Raw genomic sequence first — 20,494 nt, forward strand, 5'->3', positions numbered from 1 at the left:
CTTACGGCTGAACAACCACGAGCCGGTATCGACGACCAGATAGCGTATGGCCCATGCCTCGTCATCAAAGTACAGATCCTTCACGTCGCCGATGGCGCCGTCGGTGGCGTGGATGGCGAGATCCTGCAAGTCTTTCGTTTGGCGCAACATGGTGGCCTCACTTTCAAGTGTATTGAACGCACAGCGTTCGAGACAGGCAGGGCCGGTGTGTGCGCTGAGCACGTTGGCGGCGCATGACCCTGTGGCTGGCGTACCCGGGGTACACCAGTCGAGGATAGGCGCGGGCTGGCGCCGCGTCTGTTAGCTGGCGCACAGGACTGCCCCATCGCCGCAACGCAGCCTGCGCTGCGTTGCCAGCTTGGTTCGCTGGCGCACAGCGCGTTTTGGCAGCCTAGCGTAAGCTCTGCGGATCGCCTGTCCGGCGCCCCTCGGAGGGCCGCGCTCCAGGCTCACGTCTAGCTGAGGAAGCATGAAAACACTGCTGATGAAAAACTGGGACCGGCTGCGCTCCAGTTTCTGGTTCGTGCCAGCGGCCATGGCCTGCCTGGCCGTGGCCCTGGCCATGTCAGCCGTCGCGCTCGACAAGGCCGCCGGCCTGCGCCTGGGCTGGAGCTATTCCGGTGGTGCCGAAGGGGCCAGCCAGCTGCTGGGTACCGTGGCCGGTTCGATGATCGCCATCGCCGGCACCGTCTTCTCGATGACGCTGGTGGCGCTGTCGCTCGCCTCGTCGCAGCTGGGCCCCCGACTGCTGCGCAACTTCATGCGCGACACCGCCAACCAGGTGGCGCTGGGCACCTTCGTTGCCACCTTCGTGTACTGCCTGTTCGTGCTGCGCACCATACGGCGCGCCGACGAAGTCGCTTTCGTGCCGCACCTGGCCGTGAGCATCGGCGTGCTGCTGGCCGTGGTCAGCATCGGCGTGCTGATCTACTTCATCCATCACGTCTCGGTGTCTATCCAGGCCGACGAAGTCGTGGCAAGGGTAGGCAGGGAGCTCGACGAAGGCATCGACAGACTGTTCCCCGCCACGCTGGGCCAGCCCGTACCGGCGGGCGCCAAGGCGCCGGGCGCTGCCGGCCTGCCTGCGACATTCGCGCGCGATGCACGTCCTGTGCCCGCCCTCGACGATGGTTATCTCCAGCTGATCGACGCCGACACACTGATGGCGCTGGCCAGCGAGGAAGATATGCTGCTGCAACTGGAGCGCAGGCCTGGCCACTACCTCGTCAAAGGCCGCGCGATGGTGATGGTCTGGCCGGGGGAGCGCGTTACCGACAGCCTGGTGGAAAGGATGAACGCCGCCTTCGTGCTGGGCAACCGGCGCACCGCCGGACAGGATATCGAGTTCTGCGTCAATCAACTGGTCGAGATCGCCGTGCGCGCCCTGTCCCCGGGCATCAACGACCCGTTCACGGCGATCGCCTGCGTGGACAGGCTGGGGTCGGCCCTGTGCCGCCTGGCCCGGCGCGACATGCCGTCGAGCCACCGATACGACCCGGATGGGAAGCTGCGGCTGCTAGTGCCGGTGTCCACGTTTGCGGGCACCGTGGACACCGCATTCAACCAGATACGGCAAAGCGCGCGCGCCAACCCAGCCGTGGCCATCCGCATGCTGGACGCCATCGCCCAGATCGCCGACCAGGTGCAGTCTGCACAAGATGCCGCTTGCCTCCAGCGCCAGGCAGACATGCTGATCAGGGGCGCGCGAGTAGCCGTGCCGGAAGCGGACGACCTGTCCGCCATCGAGGCGCGCTACACGGTGGCGACACTGGCGCTGCACGCGCAGCTCGCCTGACGCGCGCACTGCGCCTTGCCTGCCACAGCGTGCGCTGTCGCACAGACAAGCCCACGCAAGCCGGAGAGACTGCATGGATGCCTGCGATTGCGTGCGGCTGGCCGTCCCGGCCGGTCGCCACGATCCGGGAAGCGGTGGCATGTCTATGTCGCGGCACACTATGCCGGCGTTCGTCCACTCGAATCCCGGCCCGCCCTTCACCGGGCCACAGACAGCACCAAAGGAGGCAGCATGAACACCACGCACACGCCCGACATCCTCACCCCCGCCCACCTGGCCGAACTGGCGGCATTCCAGGGACAACCCTGCCTGTCGCTCTACCAGCCTACCCATAGGCACCACCCTGAAAACCAGCAAGATACGATACGTTTCCGCCACCTGCTGCAAGCGTTGCAGACATCGCTGCGGCAACTGCACGCGCCCGATGCCGCGCAAGCCCTGATCGAACCGTTCGAGGCGCTGGCAAAGGATGCCGAATTCTGGAACCATACGCTGGACGGCCTGGCCGTACTGGCAGCACCAGGACTGTTTCGCGTCTACCGGCTGCAAACCGCCGTGCCCGAGCTGGCCATCGTGGCCGACAGCTTCCACACCAAACCTCTGCGCCAGTGGCTGCAGTCGATCGAACGCTACCAGGTGCTGGCCCTGAGCCTGCAACAAGTGCAGCTTTTCGAGGGAGATCGCAATGTACTCGATGCCCTTGCGCTGGCTCCCGGCGTGCCGCACACCATGGCGGCAGCACTGGGCGACGAGCTCACCGAAGCGCACAGCAGCGTATCGTCGTATGGCGGCACCGGCGGTGGCCACATGGCCATGCACCACGGCCAGGGCGGCAAAAAAGACCAGGTCGATGGCGACGCCCAGCGCTTTTTCCGCGCGGTGGCCCGCGCCGTACTGGAACACCATTCGAAGCCTTCCGGATTGCCACTGATGCTGGCGGCCTTGCCCGAACACCACCACCTGTTCCGCGAGGTCAGCCACAACCCCTACCTGATGGCCAGTGGCCTGATGCTCGACCCCACGGGCCTGAGCGCGGACGCCTTGCGCCAGCGTGCCTGGGAAGTGGCAGCGCCGCAGCAGGAAGAACAGCACACTGCATGGGGTGATGCCTACGCTGAGGCTGCGGCCCATGGACTGGGCAGCGAGAACCTGTCGGAAGTCGCGCATGCGGCCGTGTCCGGCCGCGTGTCGACCTTGCTGATCGAGGCGGAGCGGCAAGTGGCGGGCCGGATCGACGGGACCACGGGGCGCATCGATCATGCCGAACTTGGTAATCCGCACGTGGACGACGTGCTCGACGACCTCGGCACCCTGGTCGAAAAGATGGGCGGCCAGGTGCATGTCTTGCCGGCAGCCCACATGCCCTGCAGCACCGGCGTGGCGGCGAGCTTTCGCCACTGATGCCAGTTCAGCCACCCGTCTTTGCCGCCACCGCTCAGGAGACGCAGCTGCAGAGCCAGCCGGGCACGGACAGGGCAGCAAGGCTCTGGCCGCGCAAGTGGCGAGTGCGGCGAGAAAGGCCGACGCTCAGCGCGCTCCCCCTTTGTCAGCGACGCCGCGCAGGCGTCGCCAGCCTTTGCGACCCAGCGGGAACAAGACGATAAAAGCCAGCAGCCATGGCAAGATATACGCCATGGCCGTAATGGCACTCGCCACGCCTTCCGACAGGTTTTCCGTGAAGTTGCCCAGCGCGCGCTTGACAGGTGTCCAGAACGAATGCTTGCCTTCGGCGCTGAGGGCCACGTTCAGCAAGTCCGTATCGATGCGCTGCATCAGCACGGCATTGGCCGCCGTCGCCTGCTCCAGTTCCACCTGCACCGTGGCCAGCTCCTTGGTCACCTTGATCAGCGCATCGACCTCCTTGCCCGAGCGTTTCTCCAGCTCTTGCAGCTGCGCCTGGTACTGCCTGAGCATCTCCAGACGCTTTTTGCTGTCGAGCACAGGCCGGCCCAGGTCTTCCACCTTGGTACCCTGGCTCGTCACTTCGCCTTCGGCTGCCAGCATCTCCACCAGCTTCTTGATGCCGGCCGGCTTGGCGCGCATGCTGATGCGCGCGTGCACATAGCGCCCGCTGTCGAGGCTGGAATCGAGCAACAGGCAGCCATTGGCCGTATCGGCCTTGCAGGCGGCGACGACTTTTTCGTACAGGGGGCGCACCTGTGCCTCGTTCGTGTCGACGCTGACATTGTGTTCATACGCCAGCAATTCGCTGCCCTTTTCCTTGCCATCCAGGCGCGCAGCACTGGACTGGCCACCGCCCTCGCTCTTGCCGCCGCAACCGGCCAGCAGCAACATGCCGATCAGGCCTATATGGATTTTCTTCATCGTTTCTTTCCGCTTCTTTGACAACTATTATGTTCGGACTGGCAACATCTCGATATCGGGTAAATGCGCCGCCACGTCTTGTACGGTGGCATAGTGCGTCAAGGCCAGCAGCACTTGCGGCAATGGTTCCGGCCAGATTTCAGGCAAGTCGCGCTCCTCTGGCGCCAGCACGGGAAAAGCCAGCTGTTCCCGAGGCGGCACGAAACCGGCATCGACGCCCGGCTTGTTGCCGCGCGCATCGATGCGATACCAGCCGTGCTCTTGCAGATACACGGCATTCAAGCCATGCAGGCAAAATGGCGGCCCCACTTCGCCGACGGCCAGGCGCTGATAGCACAAGCCGGCGGGAATGCCGTTGGCGCGCAACAGCGCAGCCAGCAAATGGCTCTTCGCGTAGCAATACCCCGTGCCATGCAGCAAGACATCCGAGGCGCGGCAAGTCACGGGGTTGCGCTGGAAATCCCAGCTGTGTGCGATTTCGTCGCGTACGAACTCAAAACAACGGCGCGCGATGGCGGCGTCGCCAGCCATGCCGTGCGCCAGGCCGGCCGCCTTGGCACGCACGGCCGGATGCTCGCTGTCGATATAGCTGCTGCTGCTTAAGTAGGGAGAGAAGTCGAAACTCATGGCGATCCTCTGCAAAAGATAATGCGCGATTTTAGTCGAAGCAGTATCAAATCCACCGTTTTCTTGCGCAACATCAAAAGGAATGCGCGCAAGGAACAGGCTGTGCTGGAGCGCCGCGACTTTGGCAGCAGCCCGGTAGCTGGTATCATGCGGGCAAACGCCGGCCACCCCTTATGCAGGGATGGCGCGGTCCATGCAGCTTGACGCGAAGCGGCCCCGCCACCCGGCGCGCCGCCGACGCCTCCCTACAGATCAGAGAAACGAGTTCCCCATGAACACAACATCGTCCCATCCGTCCTTCTGGCGCAGAGTCCCGCTGGCCTTCGGCGCCTTCTTCAGCACCCTGTCGGACGCCGCCTATGCGGCCCGCGTGGAAAAACTGTCGCTGCCCGAGGCCGCCCCGCTGGCGCCCGTGGCGCCTGCACCTGCACCTGCACCTGCACCTGCACCTGCACCCGTCATATTAAAAGAAGCCACGCCGGACGCCGCCCTGCAATTGCTGGCGCTGCTGCAACGCGAAGCGCGCCTGATCGACTTCACCCAGGAAAATCTGGGCAGCCATGCCGATGCCGACATCGGCGCTGCCGCCCGCGTCGTGCATGAAGGCTGCGCCAAGGTCATGCGCGAATACTTCACCATCGACGCCGTGCGCCAGGAAGCCGAGGGCAGCCGCATCGTGCTGCAGGATGGCTTTGACCCGGCCAGCGTGCGCCTGACGGGCAACGTCGTCGGTTCCGCGCCGTTCACGGGCACCCTCAGCCACCGCGGCTGGCGCGCCTCCAGCGTGCGCCTGCCGAAACTGAGCGGGCAGCACGACGCTGCCATCCTGGCGCCAGCCGAGGTGGAACTGTGAGCGACGCGACGAACAACACCTCGACCACCCCGCGCTATGCCATCGGCATCGACCTGGGCACCACTCACAGCGCCCTGTCGTATGTGAACCTGGTCGAAAGCGATGGCGAAAAGTCCAGCCACGGCGTGCTGAAAGTGCCACAACTGTCGGCACCGGGCAGCGTTGAAGACCTTGCACTGCTGCCCTCCTTCGTGTATCTGCCGCACGCCGACGAAGTGGCAGCGGGCGACCTGGCCCTGCCCTGGGTCACCGAAGCAGCGGACGCGCCGTTCGTCGTCGGCGAAATGGCCCGCAGCCGGGGCGCCACGACGCCGATTCGCCTGGTCTCCAGCGCAAAAAGCTGGCTGTGCCACCCCGGCGTAGACCGCCGCGCTACCATCCTGCCAAATGATGCGCCAGCGGAAGTGGCACGCATTTCGCCCATCACGGCCGCCACGCGCTACCTGACGCACTTGCGCCAGGCCTGGGACAACGCCCACCCGCAAGCGCCGTTCGCGCAGCAGGAAATCACCGTCACCATCCCCGCCTCGTTCGACCCGGCCGCGCGCGAGCTGACGATGGAAGCGGCGCAGGCAGCTGGTTACTCCACATTGACCCTGCTGGAAGAGCCGCAGGCGGCCCTGTACAGCTGGATACAGACCAGCGAAGGACGCTGGCGCAAGGAAGTCAAGCCGGGCGACATCATCCTGGTCGTCGACGTGGGCGGCGGCACCAGCGACTTTTCGCTGATCGCCGTGCTCGAACGCGACGGCGTGCTGGAACCGCACCGCGTGGCAGTCGGTGAACACATCCTGCTGGGCGGCGACAATATGGACCTGGCGCTGGCCCACCTGGTGGCCCGCAAGCTGGCGGCCAACGGCACCCAGCTCGACGCCTGGCAAATGCGCGCGCTCACGTATGGCTGTCGCAGCGCCAAGGAAAACCTGCTGGCCGACAGCGGCCTCGATGTGGCGCCCATCGTCGTGCCGAGTCGCGGCTCGAAACTGATCGGCGGCTCCATCCGCACGGAATTGACGCGCGCGGAAGTGTCCACCTTCATTCTCGACGGTTTCTTCCCGCAGGTGGAAGCATCGAGCCGCCCTGCCGTGCGCACGCGCGCCGGCCTGACGCAACTGGGCTTGCCCTATGCGCAGGATGCGGCCATCACGCGCCACCTGGCCGCGTTCCTGGGCCGGCAGGTGGCGGCGACCAGCGAGCTGGAAGGCTACGCCGGCCGCCAGTCGCCAGATGCCAGCTTTTTGCACCCGACGGCCGTGCTGTTCAACGGCGGCGTATTCAAGTCCGACCTGCTGGTGCAGCGCATCATGGCCACCGTCAACGACTGGCTGTACATGGAAGGCGCGGAACCGGCACGCATGCTGGCCGGTGCCGACCTGGACCTGGCCGTGGCGCGTGGCGCGGCCTACTATAGCTACGTGCGGCGCGGCCATGGCGTGCGCATCCGCGGCGGCACGGCCAGCGCCTTCTACGTGGCCATCGAATCGGCCATGCCGGCCATCCCGGGCATGGAACCGCCGATCCAGGCCTTGTGCGTGGCGCCGTTCGGCATGGAAGAAGGCAGCGAACTGGAATTGCCGGGCCAGCAATTCGGCCTGGTGGTGGGAGAGCCCGTGCACTTCCGTTTTTTCGCCTCGTCCACGCGACGCAACGACCAGATCGGCGACTTGCTCGACTTCTGGGGGCCGGATGAATTGCAGGAGCTGAGCGAAATCCAGGCCACCCTGTCCGCCGAAGGCCGCCAGGCCGGCGACGTGGTGCAAGTCAAATTGCACGCCCGCGTGACGGAAGCGGGCACGCTGGAACTGCTGGCTGTATCCCTTGACGGCGCCGAGCGCTGGAAAGTGGAATTCGACGTGCGCCGCACGCCGCAGCAATAAGCATGCGCAGCGCGACGGTGCAGCCGGCCTGGCTGGTCGGCATCGATCTGGGCACCACCAACACGGTGGTCGCGTATGCCGATGCCAACGCTGGCCAGGCAGGCATACAGCTGTTCGCCATCGAGCAGCTGGTCGCTCCCGGCGAAGTGGGCGCACGCCCCTTGCTGCCTTCCTTGCGCTACCACCCCGCTGCCGGAGAAATGGCGGCCGGCGACTTGCAGCTGCCATGGCCGCAAGTCGAGGCGGCTGGCGATGCACCGCCAGTACTGGGCACCCTCGCGCGCCAGTTCGGTGCGCAGGTGCCGGGCCGGCTCGTTTCCAGCGCGAAGAGCTGGCTGTCGCATGCGCATGTGGACCGCCAGGCGCCCATCCTGCCATGGGGTGCCGATGCCGACGTGGCCAAGGTGTCGCCCGTGGCGGCCAGCGCCAGCTACCTTGCATATGTGCGCGCCGCGTGGAATCACCGCTACCCGCAAGCTCTCCTCGAAAACCAGGAACTGGTACTGACCATCCCCGCCTCGTTCGACGAGGGTGCGCGCGCACTCACGCTGGCGGCGGCGCGCATGGCCGGCTTGCCCACGCTACGACTAGTGGAGGAACCGCAGGCCGCCTTTTACGATTTCCTGCAGCGCCGGCGCGAAACGCTGCGCGAGGACCTGGCCAGTACGCGCCGCATTCTCGTGTGCGACGTGGGCGGCGGCACCACCGATTTCAGCCTGATCGACGTGGACTTCGATGCCGATGGCGAACCCCAGCTCACCCGCAGCAGCGTGGGCAACCATTTGATCCTCGGCGGCGACAATATGGACCTGGCGCTGGCCCGCCTGGTGGAAACGCGCATGGCGGCAGGCGTCGAAAACGGCATGAAGCTGTCCGCGGCGCGGCTGTCGCAATTGATGGAGCGCTGCCGCGCCGCCAAGGAATTGCTGCTGTCGCACGATGCGCCGGAGAGCGCCACCGTGACCTTGCTGGGCGCGGGATCGCGCCTGATCGGTGGCAGCCGTTCCGCCGACATCACGCGCGAGGAAGTGGCGGCCATGGTGGTCGACGGCTTCTTCCCGAAGGTGGAGTTCAGCGAGGTGGCCAGGAAGGGCCGCGCCGGCATCGTCGAATTCGGCCTGCCGTACGCGCAGGACGCGGCCATCACGCGCCACCTTGCCAGTTTCCTGCAGCAGCATGAAGGGGCACTGCCCGATACCCTGCTGCTGAATGGCGGCGTGTTCCGCGCCGACGCACTGGCGCGCCGACTGGCCGATACGCTGGCGCACTGGCGCGGCGCGCCGCTCACCATTCTGCACAACGACAATCCCGACGTCGCCGTGGCGCGTGGCGCCGTCGCCTACGCACTGGCGCGACGCGGCCAGGCGCCGCGCATCGGCGGCGGCTCGCCGCGCAGCTATTTTATCGTGCTGGGCGACGCTGGCAAGGAGCGCCGCGCCGTGTGCATCCTGCCCCGTGGCAGCGCCAGCGGCGAGGAAATCCGCCTGACGCAGCGCTTGTTCGCGCTGCGCCTGGGCCGGCCCGTGCGCTTCCACCTGGCCACATCCCTTGCCGAAGCGGGCACACCGCCGCAACTGGGCGAGATTGTCGACCTGGACGCCGGCGAGTATCTGCGCCTGCCGCCGCTGGCCAGCGTGCTGCACGATAAACAGGATGCCGGCGACAAACGCGAAATCACCGTACAACTGGCCACCGTCATGACGGAAGTGGGCACACTGGAAGTCCATTGCGTGGCCGAAGCCGATGCCGGCCAGCGCTGGCTGCTGGAATTCCAGTTGCGTGGCGACGAAGAAGCACACGCCGACACGTCCAGCGTGTCGCCACGCGTCAAAGACGCCATCGAGAAGATCGAACGCATTTTCGGCGGCAAGGCGCAAAAGGTCGACACCAAGGAAGTGCGCCAGTTGCGCCAGCACCTGGAACGGGGGCTGGGCGGACGCGAAAGCTGGGACACTGCGCTGTTGCGCCAGCTGTTCGACGCCCTCCTGCTGCGCGACCGTGGCAGGCGCCGCTCTGCCGAACACGAACGTGTCTGGCTGAACCTGGCCGGCTACTGTTTGCGCCCCGGCTACGGCGATGCGCTCGACCCGTGGCGCATCGAGCAGCTGTGGTCCCTGTTCGACACCGGCGTGCAGCATCACAAGGACAACCAGGTATGCGCCGAATGGTGGACCCTGTGGCGCCGCGTGGCCGGTGGCTTGAGCACGCAGCAGCAATTGCGCCTGCTCGATGACTTCGCCTTCAATCTGCAAGCCGATGCGGCCCAGCGCGGCAGCCGCCCCGTCACCCTGGTCAACGGCAGCGACGACGACATGCTGCGCCTGGGCGCGTCGCTCGAGCGCATCCCCGGCGCCTACAAGGTGGAAGTGGGCGCCTGGTTGATCCAGCGCCTGGAAAAGGCCGATAGAAAGGGCGAAGCGACGGACACGAACACCCTGTGGGCGCTGGCCAGGGTTGGCGCACGCCAGCCCTTCCACGGCAGCGCGCACGAAGTGGTCGACAGTGCCAGCGTGGCCGAATGGCTGCACCTGCTGCTGGCGCTGGACTGGAAAAAGACCGAGCCGGCCGCCTTCGCCGCCGCCCACCTGGCGCGCATGACGGGCGACCGCTCGCGCGACATCGCCGACGAGCTACGGGCCACCATCCTGGCGCGTCTGAAAGCCGTCGGCGCCCCGCCCCTGTGGCAGGCCATGGTCAGCGAAGTCACGCAGCTCGACGAAGCGGCTACCAAACGCATGCTGGGCGAGGCGCTGCCGCCGGGTTTGAAGCTGATCCGCTGAATCAGGCCGCTGCGCTGCTGCGCGCCCCATTGCGGCGGCGCCAGCCAACTGCGCCGCACAGGGCCAGGCCGGCCAGCAGCATCGCATAAGTGCCGGGTTCCGGTACGGGCGAAGTGAAAATGGTCAGGGTCGGATTGACGAAGCGGTAACTCGCATAGGCAGGTAGGCTCACGTCGTAGCTATAGTCATGGCCGTTCACGCGATATTCACCCAGCTGTGCGCTCACGTAGCTCGATCCGCTGATAAACATCGTGAACGGATCGGTCAACGACAAGCCTAGCCCTTGCAGCAATATGTCTTGCGTGCCGTCCAGGTTTTCCTGACGGTATTTCTCTCCCGCGATGCGCTGCCCATTCGGTCCGGTCAGAGCGCTGGCTTCCATCGATCCACTATTGCTGGCGTTGCCAGGCTTAACCATGCTGGCACCAGCGGGCGCCTCGGCGACCTGCAAGACGCCCACCAGCGTGGCGGCAAAGGAAAAACCCGTCACGCGATACCCGTTACGCACGCTGATGTCGAACACGCCCGTGTACAGATCGCCATTCGACATGCTCCCTCCCCCAGTATCCATGCTGAGGCTACTCGCCAGGCTCGTCATACCAAGTTTCGTCACGCCACCGGCATCGGACAACAAGGTCACCTTCTGTACTTGCGTATTGCCATAGTACTCAGGATACTCCGTCATCAAAAAATTGCTGGTTTGCAAAGGTTCCATCGTTAGCTGGGCATGCGCCGTGTGCATAGACGCAGCGGCCAGCATGACGGTCAAGAAACACAGCTGTTTTCGTATCAGGCTCATTTGTAGGCTTTCGCGGAAAGGGAAAGTGAACACCTGCGGCGCAGATGATGGCTCACGGAAATTATCAAAAAGTCATTTTATATTATTAAATAAATAAAAACAACGATGTTTTAAAGTTTACTTTCAGATAATTTCATCTGCCGACGTCCCTGCCAGATCCGCGCCCTTACCGGAAGATTTACACCAGCGCCACCAGCAACAGCAGCACCGCCAGCGGCGCCTGCACCAGCACGATGCCGGGATGCGTGCGGCGCAGCTGGGCCCAGACGGACAGGCCCTCCACTTCTTCGTGCGGGTGGTGGGCTTCATCGCGCAGCGACATCGCGTGCAGGAACATGCCGGCGATCAGGGGGCCGGGATTGACCCACCAGCCTTGCTCGAGCAAGCCGCGCGACAGGTAAATGGCCAGCGCGCCGATGACGAAGGGCGAGGCCCACACCAGCACCAGCATCAAGCGAATGCCATAGAATTCAGCCAGGGTACCCATGCGGTGCAGGCGGCTGAAATTGTCGTCCTCCATGCGTTTGTCGATGGCCAGTTCGGCGCGGCCATACAGGGTCCACAAGCCGCCGAACAGGCAGCCCAGCAGCACGCCGATGATGATGTCAGCCACGAACACCAGGTATTTATTCACGTCGGCCGTGCCGATGCCCAGCGACGTGTGGGCGGCCGCGTGCAGGTGCAGGCCCGCCTGCTCGCCTTCGGCCGTCGTATAACGGTCGCGCACATCGTAGGTGCTGCCGATATACACGACGTTCTTGCGCAGCGTCCCGGCAGCCACGCCGGCCTGGCCATCGATCAGTGTTACACGCGTGCGCGTGGGGTCCAGGAATTGCGACGCCACGGCGGCCGGGTGAAATGGCGCGGTGACGGCATTCTGTTTGGCCGCCGCCCTGGCATTGCCATGGATGACAGGTTCGAAGGCCCAGCGCGCCAGCGCCTTTTCACTGTCCGTGCGCCGGGCCAGCTGGCACACGCGGTCGGCCAGCGCCAGCCCTTGCTTTTGCTCGGACAAGAGGGCCGGCATGGGCTGGCGCTGCTCTTGCGCGTCGGCGCCATGCGCCAGCTCGAAGGCGACGGCCGCCAGCACGGGGCTTTTCAACTCGATGCGCGTGACGGCGCCCATGCGTTCGCGGATCTGCGGGCTGGCAAAATGCAGGCCGGCCGCGCAGCGCGCGCGTATCCACGCCAGGTTCGCGTTGCGCTCCGATTGCTCGGGCAGGATCAGCACCAGTTGCCGCCCATCGGCAGCCAGTTGGTCGAGCAGGCGGTCCAGCGGCCGCTCGGCCGCCTTGTGCTCTTCATACACGGCCGGCGCCAGATCCAGGTCGATAGCCAGCACCCTGCTGCCGCGCGCGGCGGCGCTGGCAATCACTTGCTCCAGGCGCGAACGCTCCAGCGGCTCGCGTTCATCGAAGACCTGCTCGAACGCGGGCTGGTCGATTTCGATGATGCCGGGCCGGTAGGCGGCGCCCGGGTCCTTGTCCCGCTTCAGCAACTGCCCCTGCTCCGCGCTGACGCGCAGCATGGCCGCATCGAGCCATTCGAGCACATGAAAACCTTCCAGCAGCAGCATCAGCGCGGCGATCAGGCTGGCGCCGATCACGTGGTGCAGCAGATGCGTGCCCGTCAACTTGAAGGCCGAGCCAAGCTGGAAGACGGGCCACAGCAAGCGCCGCCAGAACGACGGGCGCGGTTGGTCTGGCTGGCTGGTGTCCACGGTGCATCCCCCTTGCGTGCGCTGCATGAATTATTATTAAAGCAACAAATGATGACGAATGGATAGTGTATTGCAGTTGTGGCCGTTCCGCCGCACGGCTGGCCGTCCAGCTTGCGTGACTCACCGCATGGCTTGAGACGAATGTCTCACAGCCGCACCATGCTGCAGCGCAGGATGCGCGGGCCGGCGCTTCGTGCTAAAAACGAAGTCGACTAGCAAAACACCATAAAAACCCGGATAACGAGACACTGGAGAGCGCCATGCCCTACGTCCGCCAGACCAGCCATATCGACCGCGTGCGCGACCTGATCGCCGGCAGGATCGTCAATCCAGGCGCCGACACGGCCAGGCTGGCCTCGTCGTACCGTCGCTCGCTGGACGACTACCGGCTCGACCCCGCTTCCACCACCGGGCCGCGCATACTGACAGGTGCCGAATTGCGCACCATCCAGCAGGCCGAGGAGAATTTTCTGCGCTCCACGGGCCAGTGCCTGCCGCGCCTGCACGCCATGGTGCGCGAAGCGGGCTATTGCGTCATTCTCGCCAATGCGCGCGGCGTGACCATCGACTATGCGGTCGACACGGACCAGCGCAAGGATTTCAAGAAGGCGGGCCTGTATCCGGGTTCGTGCTGGTCGGAAGAAGAGGAAGGCACGTGCGGCATCGCCTCCGTGCTGCTCGACCACGAAGCCATCACCGTACACAAGACCGACCATTTTCGCGCCGCCTTCACGGGCCTGACCTGCAGCGCCGCGCCGATTTTTTCGCCGCACGGCGACTTGATCGGCGTGCTCGATGCATCGGCCTTGCGTTCCCCCGACGCGCGCGACAGCCAGCGCCTGGTGAAGCAACTGGTGCGGCAAGGCGCGACCCTGATCGAGGATGGCTTTTTTCTCAAATCCTACAGCCATTGCTGCATCCTGCTGGCGCACCGCAACCGCCACTTCGTGGAAGTGCAGCCGGAGATGCTGCTCGCCATCGACGAACATGGCAATATCGTCGCCGCCAACCGCTGCGCGCGCGACATCATCGCGGGCCTCGATAGCCTGCCGCGTCCCGTCGGCGAAGTGCTGGAAGTGCGCGCCGAGCGGCTGTTCGATGCGCGCGCGGGACACAATCTGCTGTCCTTGCGCCTGGCCGGCGGCAGCACCTGGCTGCACGCCCGCGTGCGCGCGCCGCTGCGCCAGGCCAGTGTGCGCCCGCGCGCCGCGCGCGCGCTGCCCGTCGCGCAAGGCACGCCAGATGTACTGGCATACACGCCGCCGGAACAGGCCGAGCGCACGCGCATTGTCCACGCCATGAACGCCGCCAAATGGCACCCTCTGCAAGCGGCGGCCATGCTGGGTATCTCGCGCGCCACCCTGTACCGGCGCCTCAAGCAGCTGCACATCGTGCCGCCGCACCGGCAATGAGGCGATAAACGCACTGAGACTTCCGTCTCAATCGCCGCCATGCTGCAATGCGAGATGCGGCGCCAGAACGCCAGTGTTACAACATCGTCAGCGGCAACACAGCCGCATCCCATCATAAAGTCAGCAGACTTGGAGGAGACACGATGCAAACCGATATCAACCCGCACGACCTGGCCGTGGCCGGCATCCTGGAGCAGCTTGAAGGCTTGCTTCGCGCCAACGACGGCACGGGCGCCGCCCAACTGTTCGAACAGGACGGCTTTTGGCGCGACCTGGTGCTGTTTACCTGGAACCTGAAAACCCTGGAAGGCCGCGAGCAGATCGCCGCCATGCTGGCCGCCCAACTGGGCGCCGTGCAGCCCGTGAGCATCCGCATCGCCGACGGCGAACATGCGGTGGAAGCCGGTGGCGTGCTGCAAAGCTGGATCACGGTGGAAACGAGCGTGGCGCGCGGCGTGGGCTTCATCCGCATCCGCGACGGCAAGATCTGGACCCTGCTCACGACCATGAGCGAATTGAAAGGTTTTGAAGAAGCCAAGGGCGGGCGGCGGCCGATGGGCGCGGAACACGGTGCGCGCACCAATCGCAGCAGCTGGCTGGAGCAGCGCGAAAAGGAAGCGGCGGAACTGGGCTACGCGCGCCAGCCGTATTGCGTCATCATCGGCGGCGGCCAGGGCGGCATCGCGCTGGGCGCGCGGCTGCGCCAGCTCAATGTCCCCACCATCATCATCGAAAAAAATGCGCGTCCCGGCGACAGCTGGCGCAAGCGCTACAAGTCCTTGTGCCTGCACGACCCCGTCTGGTACGACCACATGCCCTACCTCCCCTTCCCCGACAACTGGCCCGTCTTCACGCCCAAGGACAAGGTCGGCGACTGGCTGGAAATGTACACCAAGGTGATGGAGCTGAACTACTGGGGCTCGACCTCATGCGACTCGGCCAGCTTTGACGAAGCCAGCGGCGAATGGACGGTGCAGGTGCTGCGCGAGGGCCAGGCCATCACCCTGAAGCCGAAGCAGCTGGTGCTGGCCACTGGCATGTCGGGCAAGGCAAACATGCCGAAGTTCAAGGGCATGGACGTGTTCCAGGGCGAGCAGCAGCACTCATCGCAGCATCCGGGGCCGGACGCCTATGTGGGCAAGAAAGTGGTGGTGGTGGGCGCGAACAATTCCGCACACGATATCTGCGCCGCCCTGTGGGAAGCGGGCGTGGACGTGACCATGGTGCAGCGCTCGTCAACGCACATCGTCAAGTCGGACTCGCTGATGGACCTGGCGCTGGGCGACCTGTATTCGGAACGGGCGCTGGCGGCCGGCATGACGACGGCCAAGGCAGACCTGACGTTCGCCTCGATTCCGTACAAGATCCTGGCCGACTTCCAGAAACCCGTCTTCAAGGCCATCCGCGAGCGCGACGCCGACTTTTATGCACGCCTGGAAGAACGCGGCTTCATGCTCGATTTCGGCGACGACGATTCCGGCCTGTTCATGAAATACCTGCGCCGCGGCTCCGGCTACTACATCGACGTGGGCGCCTCCGAGCTGGTCGCCGACGGCAAGATCAAGCTGAAAAGCGGCGTCGGCGTGCAGGAACTGAAAGCCCATTCCATCGTGCTGTCCGACGGTACGGAATTGCCGGCCGACCTGGTGGTGTACGCCACCGGCTACGGCTCCATGAATGGCTGGGCAGCCGACCTGATCTCGCCCGAGGTGGCCAACAAGGTGGGCAAGGTATGGGGATTGGGTTCGTCCACGACGAAAGACCCGGGCCCGTGGGAGGGCGAGCAGCGCAATATGTGGAAACCCACGCAGCAGCAAGCGCTGTGGTTCCACGGCGGTAACCTGCACCAGTCGCGCCACTATTCCCAGTACCTGTCACTGCAACTGAAGGCGCGCATGGAAGGATTGACTACCCCCGTGTACGGGCAGCAGCAGGTGCATCACTTGTCGTGAAATCCGGGGTCGGACCCGCCGGGGGAATGTGACCCCATGGGTAACACTCCAATCACGCAGTGACTGACCCCGGCCCTCGCTTTGGGGCCAGGTGGAAAAAAATAGCGGCGGACCGAAGTCCGCCGCTATTTTTACGTTGCAGCGAAAATGTGGGGTTAGACCCCAGCAGTTTATTGCTTGATCGCTTCAATCGCAAACGTCAGGGTCACGTCATCGCTGACGGCTGGCGCATATTTGCCGGCATTGAATTCCGAGCGCTTGATCTTGGCAGTGGCGTTGGCGCCGCAAGCGTCTTTCTTCAGCATCGGGTGCGGTGCGCAGGCGAACGAGGTGACGGTCAGGGTCACTGGTTTGGTCACGCCCTTCAGGGTCAGGTTGCCATCGACGGAGGCCAGCTTGTCGCCGTCGAAGTTGAACTTGGTCGATTTGTAGGTCGCGACCGGAAACTTGGCCGTATCGAGGAAATCTTCACCCTGGATGTGCGAGTTGAACAGGGTCGAACCCGTGTCGACGGATTTGGTATCGATCAGCACTTCGACGGCGCCCGTCTTGGCAGCACGGTCCAGCGTGACCTTGCCGGTGGTGTTATTGAAACGGCTTTGCTGCGTCGAGAAGCCCATGTGGGTGTACTCGAAACGGGGGAAAGTGTGGCTGCCATCGATGACATAGACTTCAGGAGCGGCAACGGCGGACAGCGAGAAGCCGGCGGCGGCGATAAAAGCGAGCAGTTTTTTCATTGTAGGTTCCTAACAGGGAGTGGAGTATGTCAAAACCGCAAGCAGCTGCGTGCGAAAGGCGTATGCGGCTGCTTGTCTGGCTTCAGTTGCAACAGATTATGCATGGCATGAAGATCGATGTAAAACGGAAAATATACCTAGTTAGCATCGATAAAATCGATACTAAAAACGAGGATACCCGCGACAGCGCCTTCTGCTGCCGATTATTGTCTGTGTTGCCAAAAATATCCAGCCTTATCCAGCGCCTCAGATAATACATCAAATGAGAATGATTCTTGTTATTATTAATTTAGATGGTTATCATCACGGCCCTCGCCAGCATGCAGCGTCGCCTTGATTCATCCATAATAGCGCTGAAAACAGAGCAGAAAAACCATGACGGCCACCCGCCACGATACGAACACCTTGAACGCACATCCCACCACCGCCCGCCCCAGCAGCCAGGGTTTGACCGCCGGCGCCTTCGCCTGATGCGGGAGACCCACGCCCCGCCCCCATTGCGCGAGGCGCATGGCGTGCGCCTGCGCCGCTGGGCCTGGACCGCCGCCGGCGCCCTGATGGTGCTGCTGGGGATCATCGGCGCCATGCTGCCCGTCATGCCGACAACGATTTTCCTGATCCTCGCCCTGGCCTGCTTCAGCCGCGCCTCGCCGCGCCTCGAACACTGGCTGCTGCAGCATCCCCGCTTCGGTCCGCCGCTGCGCCAGTGGCGCGCACACCGCGCCGTCTCGCGGCGCGGCAAGGCCATGGCTTGCCTGGGCATGGCCATCGGCTTTGTCGCCATGTGCCTGGGCCATCCGCCGTGGTGGGTCATCGCCATGGTGGGCGCGATGGAAATCGCCGTCCTCGCCTACCTGCTGCGCCGGCCCGAAGGCCCTGCCGCCATCGAGGCAGAATCTGCCCGCGAAGACGGTAATAGCGGGCAGTAATCTGCTATTCCTGTGTCGAACAAACGGCAAGTCAGCCGAACTGCACCTAAAAACATCGGGCCGAGGCCACGGGGCGCGTCGAACTTTTCACCAAGATGCGGCTCTGCCACGCCGGTCAGCACGATTAAATTCGGCAAGAGCTGTGCTTTCCCGCTTTTTCAACTAAAAAACAGTCCCATAGACATTATTTGCATATTCAAAGCAAGATTCTGTCGTAGGAGTAATAACACGATCGGAGGTATACTACGCAACCGACGTAGCAGGCTGGGCGATTTGGCCCCTGCAAGCAAGCCTGTCACGGTCCAATAAAAAAGGAAACACTGCATGACCACACCACACCGTACGCCGGTGATTCGCATCGATGGCGCCAACAAGACCTTCGCGCTGCCTAAAGGCGAACAATTCCACGCGGTCAAATCGGTCACGCTGGAAGTCTATCCCGGTGATATTTTCGGCCTGATCGGCAAGAGTGGCGCCGGCAAATCGACCTTGCTGCGCCTGATTAACCTGCTCGAGCGTCCCGACAGCGGCAGCATTACCGTGGCCAGGCGCGAACTGACCCGCCTGGGCAAGAGCGACTTGCGCGACGCGCGCCAGAACATCGGCATGATTTTCCAGCAATTCAACCTGTTGCAAAATGCCAGCGTCTTCGACAACGTCGCCTTTCCCTTGAAAATCCATGGCACGACCAAGGGTGAGCAGATCGCCGCCCGCGTCGAGGAATGCCTGGCGCTCGTGGGTCTGTCCGACAAGCTGCACAGCTATCCGGCGCAACTGTCCGGCGGGCAGAAGCAGCGCGTGGCGATTGCCCGCGCCCTGGCCAGCCACCCCGACGTGCTGCTGTGCGACGAGCCGACATCCGCGCTGGATGCGGAAACGACGCGCGCCCTGCTCGACACCCTGCGCGACATCAATGCGCGCCTCGGCGTGACCATCGTCATCGTCAGCCATGAGCTGTCGGTGCTGGGCGCCATCTGCAACCGCGTGGCCGTCGTCGAAAACGGCGCCATCGCCGAACAATTCGATTTGAGCGATACCGCCACGCCGCGCAAGACGGCGCTGGGACGCGAGCTGGCGTATTACGGCACCGAGGCGTTTGAAGCCACCGCATGGAAGGATGCAACACATGTTTGAAGAATCGATCAATAACGTCATCAAGCTGCTGCCGGAAATCTGGGTGGCGCTGGGCCAGACCATGACCATGCTGGGCATCGGCTTGACGGCCGCCATCCTGATCGGCGGCCCGCTGGGCATTCTGCTGTTCCTCGTGTCGGAAGGCCAGTCGCTGGAAAACCGCCCGCTGTCGACGATCCTCGGCTGGCTGGTGAATACCGTGCGCAGCTTCCCCTTCATCATTTTGCTGGTCGCCCTGACGCCGTTTACGCGCATCATCGCGGGCACCTCGATCGGCCCGCTGGCGGCCAGCGTGCCGCTGTCGTTTGCCGCCATTCCCTATCTGGCGCGCCTGGTGGAACAGAACCTGCGTGAAGTGCCACGCGGCGTGATCGAGGCGGCGCACGCCATGGGCGCCTCGGAAATGCAGATCATTTTCCGCGTGCTGCTGGTGGAAGCGCGCTCCGGCCTGGTGCTGGCCCTGACCGTGCTGTCGATCAGCTTCCTGTCGTATTCGGCCGTGGCCGGCGTGGTGGGCGGCGGCGGCATCGGCGACCTGGCCATCCGCTACGGCTACTACCGCTTCGAGACGGACATCATGGTCGCCACCGTAGCCATCCTGATCGTGCTGGTGCAAACCATCCAGTTCGCCGGCACGCGCATCGCCAAGCGCCTCGACAAACGTTAATTCAAATTCAAAAAACAAGGACCGACATGAACCATCTTCGCCGCACCCTGCTCCTGGCCGCCACCAGCCTGGCCTTCGCCTCCGCGGCCCACGCCAAGGACCCGAAAGAACTCGTCATCGGCACCAGCTCCGGTCCGTATTCCGACCAGCTGAAGCTGGGCATCAAGCCTATCCTGGAAAAACAGGGCTACAAGGTCAAGATCGTCGAATTCAACGACTACGTGCAACCGAACTACGCGCTGGCCGAAGGCTCGCTGGACGCCAACGTGTTCCAGCACATCGTCTACCTGACCAAGTTCGCCACCGATAACAAGCTGCCCTTGAGCCCCCTGATCACCGTGCCGACCATGCCAATCGGCCTGTACGGCGGCAAGCAAAAAACGCTGGCCGAGGTGAAGAACGGCGCCACCATCACCATGCCAAACGATCCGACCAACCAGGCGCGCGCGCTGGTGATGCTGGCCAAAATGGGCTGGATCAAGCTGAAACCGAACGTCGATCCGCTGCGCGCTTCCGAGCGCGACGTGCTGGAAAACACCAAGAAGCTGAAACTGGTGCCGCTGGAAGCGGCGCAACTGCCACGCTCGCTGGCGGATGCCGACTACGCCTTCGTCAATGGCAACTTTGCCCTGGCTGCCGGCATGAAGCTGACCACCGCCCTTGCCGTGGAAAAGATCTCGTCCAGCTACATCAATCTGGTAGCCATCCGCACGACCGACAAGGCCAAGCCCTGGGTCAAGGACCTGGAAGCGGCTTACCGTTCGCGCGCCTTCCTCGACGCGACCAATAAATACCTGGCCGGCTACGAAAAGACGGATTACCAGCTGGCGCTGGAAAAGACGCTGAAAAAATAAGGCGCAAGCAAGGCGCCACACGCAAAAAGACGG

The 20,494-nt window shown here is 64.1% G+C and carries 16 protein-coding genes; 11 read left to right on the plus strand and 5 right to left on the minus strand.

The window, feature by feature from the left end; all coding sequences use genetic code 11:
• Positions 1-469: 469 nt before the first annotated feature.
• On the plus strand, positions 470-1,795 hold the full coding sequence (locus K0F85_RS01110) for a DUF2254 domain-containing protein (protein ID WP_219114167.1): 1,326 nt from the start codon (positions 470-472) through the stop codon (positions 1,793-1,795).
• 231 nt (positions 1,796-2,026) lie between these two features.
• Complete coding sequence (locus tag K0F85_RS01115; protein WP_219114168.1) at positions 2,027-3,196, plus strand: hypothetical protein; 1,170 nt, start codon at positions 2,027-2,029, stop codon at positions 3,194-3,196.
• Positions 3,197-3,322: 126 nt separating this feature from the next.
• Here the strand turns inward: K0F85_RS01115 and K0F85_RS01120 are convergent, their stop codons facing one another.
• Positions 3,323-4,120, minus strand: a complete 798-nt coding sequence (locus K0F85_RS01120; protein ID WP_219114169.1) for a DUF4349 domain-containing protein — start codon at positions 4,118-4,120, stop codon at positions 3,323-3,325.
• 27 nt (positions 4,121-4,147) lie between these two features.
• Complete coding sequence (locus K0F85_RS01125; protein WP_219114170.1) at positions 4,148-4,747, minus strand: transglutaminase family protein; 600 nt, start codon at positions 4,745-4,747, stop codon at positions 4,148-4,150.
• Between the two features lie 271 nt (positions 4,748-5,018).
• Between K0F85_RS01125 and K0F85_RS01130 the strand changes: the two genes are divergently transcribed.
• Genes K0F85_RS01130 through K0F85_RS01140 form a run of 3 tightly spaced genes read left to right on the plus strand, consistent with a single transcriptional unit; the run spans position 5,019 to position 10,257 of the window.
• Positions 5,019-5,600 carry a DUF2760 domain-containing protein gene (locus tag K0F85_RS01130; RefSeq protein ID WP_219114171.1) on the plus strand — a complete coding sequence of 194 codons (582 nt, stop codon included), beginning with the start codon at positions 5,019-5,021 and terminating at the stop codon, positions 5,598-5,600.
• Positions 5,597-7,477: an Hsp70 family protein gene (locus K0F85_RS01135; protein ID WP_219114172.1), complete on the plus strand. Its 1,881-nt coding sequence runs from the start codon at positions 5,597-5,599 to the stop codon at positions 7,475-7,477. The genes K0F85_RS01130 and K0F85_RS01135 overlap by 4 nt, the downstream gene beginning before the upstream one ends.
• 2 nt (positions 7,478-7,479) lie before the next feature.
• Entirely contained in the window at positions 7,480-10,257 is a 2,778-nt protein-coding gene (locus tag K0F85_RS01140) for an Hsp70 family protein (protein ID WP_219114173.1), read from the plus strand.
• Between the two features lies 1 nt (position 10,258).
• On the opposite strand, the gene K0F85_RS01145 is transcribed toward K0F85_RS01140, so the two are convergent.
• Both K0F85_RS01145 and K0F85_RS01150 read right to left on the minus strand, forming a co-directional pair.
• Entirely contained in the window at positions 10,259-10,942 is a 684-nt protein-coding gene (locus tag K0F85_RS01145) for a PEP-CTERM sorting domain-containing protein (protein WP_257572447.1), read from the minus strand.
• A gap of 292 nt (positions 10,943-11,234) precedes the next feature.
• Positions 11,235-12,803: a CHASE2 domain-containing protein gene (locus tag K0F85_RS01150; protein ID WP_219114174.1), complete on the minus strand. Its 1,569-nt coding sequence runs from the start codon at positions 12,801-12,803 to the stop codon at positions 11,235-11,237.
• A 233-nt stretch (positions 12,804-13,036) separates the two neighbouring features.
• Here K0F85_RS01150 and K0F85_RS01155 point away from each other — a divergent pair, with 233 nt between their 5' ends.
• Positions 13,037-14,188, plus strand: coding sequence for a sigma-54-dependent Fis family transcriptional regulator (locus tag K0F85_RS01155; RefSeq protein ID WP_219114175.1), 1,152 nt, complete (start codon positions 13,037-13,039; stop codon positions 14,186-14,188).
• A gap of 143 nt (positions 14,189-14,331) precedes the next feature.
• Positions 14,332-16,140 (plus strand): NAD(P)/FAD-dependent oxidoreductase, encoded by a 1,809-nt coding sequence (locus K0F85_RS01160; protein ID WP_219114176.1) that lies wholly within the window; start codon positions 14,332-14,334, stop codon positions 16,138-16,140.
• A 170-nt stretch (positions 16,141-16,310) separates the two neighbouring features.
• Here the strand turns inward: K0F85_RS01160 and K0F85_RS01165 are convergent, their stop codons facing one another.
• Positions 16,311-16,877 (minus strand): YceI family protein, encoded by a 567-nt coding sequence (locus K0F85_RS01165; protein ID WP_219114177.1) that lies wholly within the window; start codon positions 16,875-16,877, stop codon positions 16,311-16,313.
• A gap of 470 nt (positions 16,878-17,347) precedes the next feature.
• On the opposite strand from K0F85_RS01165, the gene K0F85_RS01170 reads away from it, so the two are divergent.
• The 4 genes from K0F85_RS01170 (at position 17,348) to K0F85_RS01185 (ending at position 20,461) form a co-directional block, all read left to right on the plus strand.
• Positions 17,348-17,806: a YbaN family protein gene (locus K0F85_RS01170; RefSeq protein ID WP_219114178.1), complete on the plus strand. Its 459-nt coding sequence runs from the start codon at positions 17,348-17,350 to the stop codon at positions 17,804-17,806.
• A 324-nt stretch (positions 17,807-18,130) separates the two neighbouring features.
• Complete coding sequence (locus tag K0F85_RS01175; RefSeq protein ID WP_219114179.1) at positions 18,131-18,940, plus strand: methionine ABC transporter ATP-binding protein; 810 nt, start codon at positions 18,131-18,133, stop codon at positions 18,938-18,940.
• On the plus strand, positions 18,933-19,607 hold the full coding sequence (locus K0F85_RS01180; protein WP_152251093.1) for a methionine ABC transporter permease: 675 nt from the start codon (positions 18,933-18,935) through the stop codon (positions 19,605-19,607). Before K0F85_RS01175 ends, K0F85_RS01180 begins: the two co-directional genes overlap by 8 nt.
• A 26-nt stretch (positions 19,608-19,633) precedes the next feature.
• A complete protein-coding gene (locus tag K0F85_RS01185; protein WP_219114180.1) occupies positions 19,634-20,461 on the plus strand; it encodes a MetQ/NlpA family ABC transporter substrate-binding protein in 828 nt (275 codons plus the stop codon).
• Positions 20,462-20,494: the final 33 nt, after the last annotated feature.

This window comes from Janthinobacterium sp. UMAB-56 (assembly GCF_900095265.1).
In the GTDB taxonomy this organism is placed as follows: domain Bacteria; phylum Pseudomonadota; class Gammaproteobacteria; order Burkholderiales; family Burkholderiaceae_D; genus Janthinobacterium.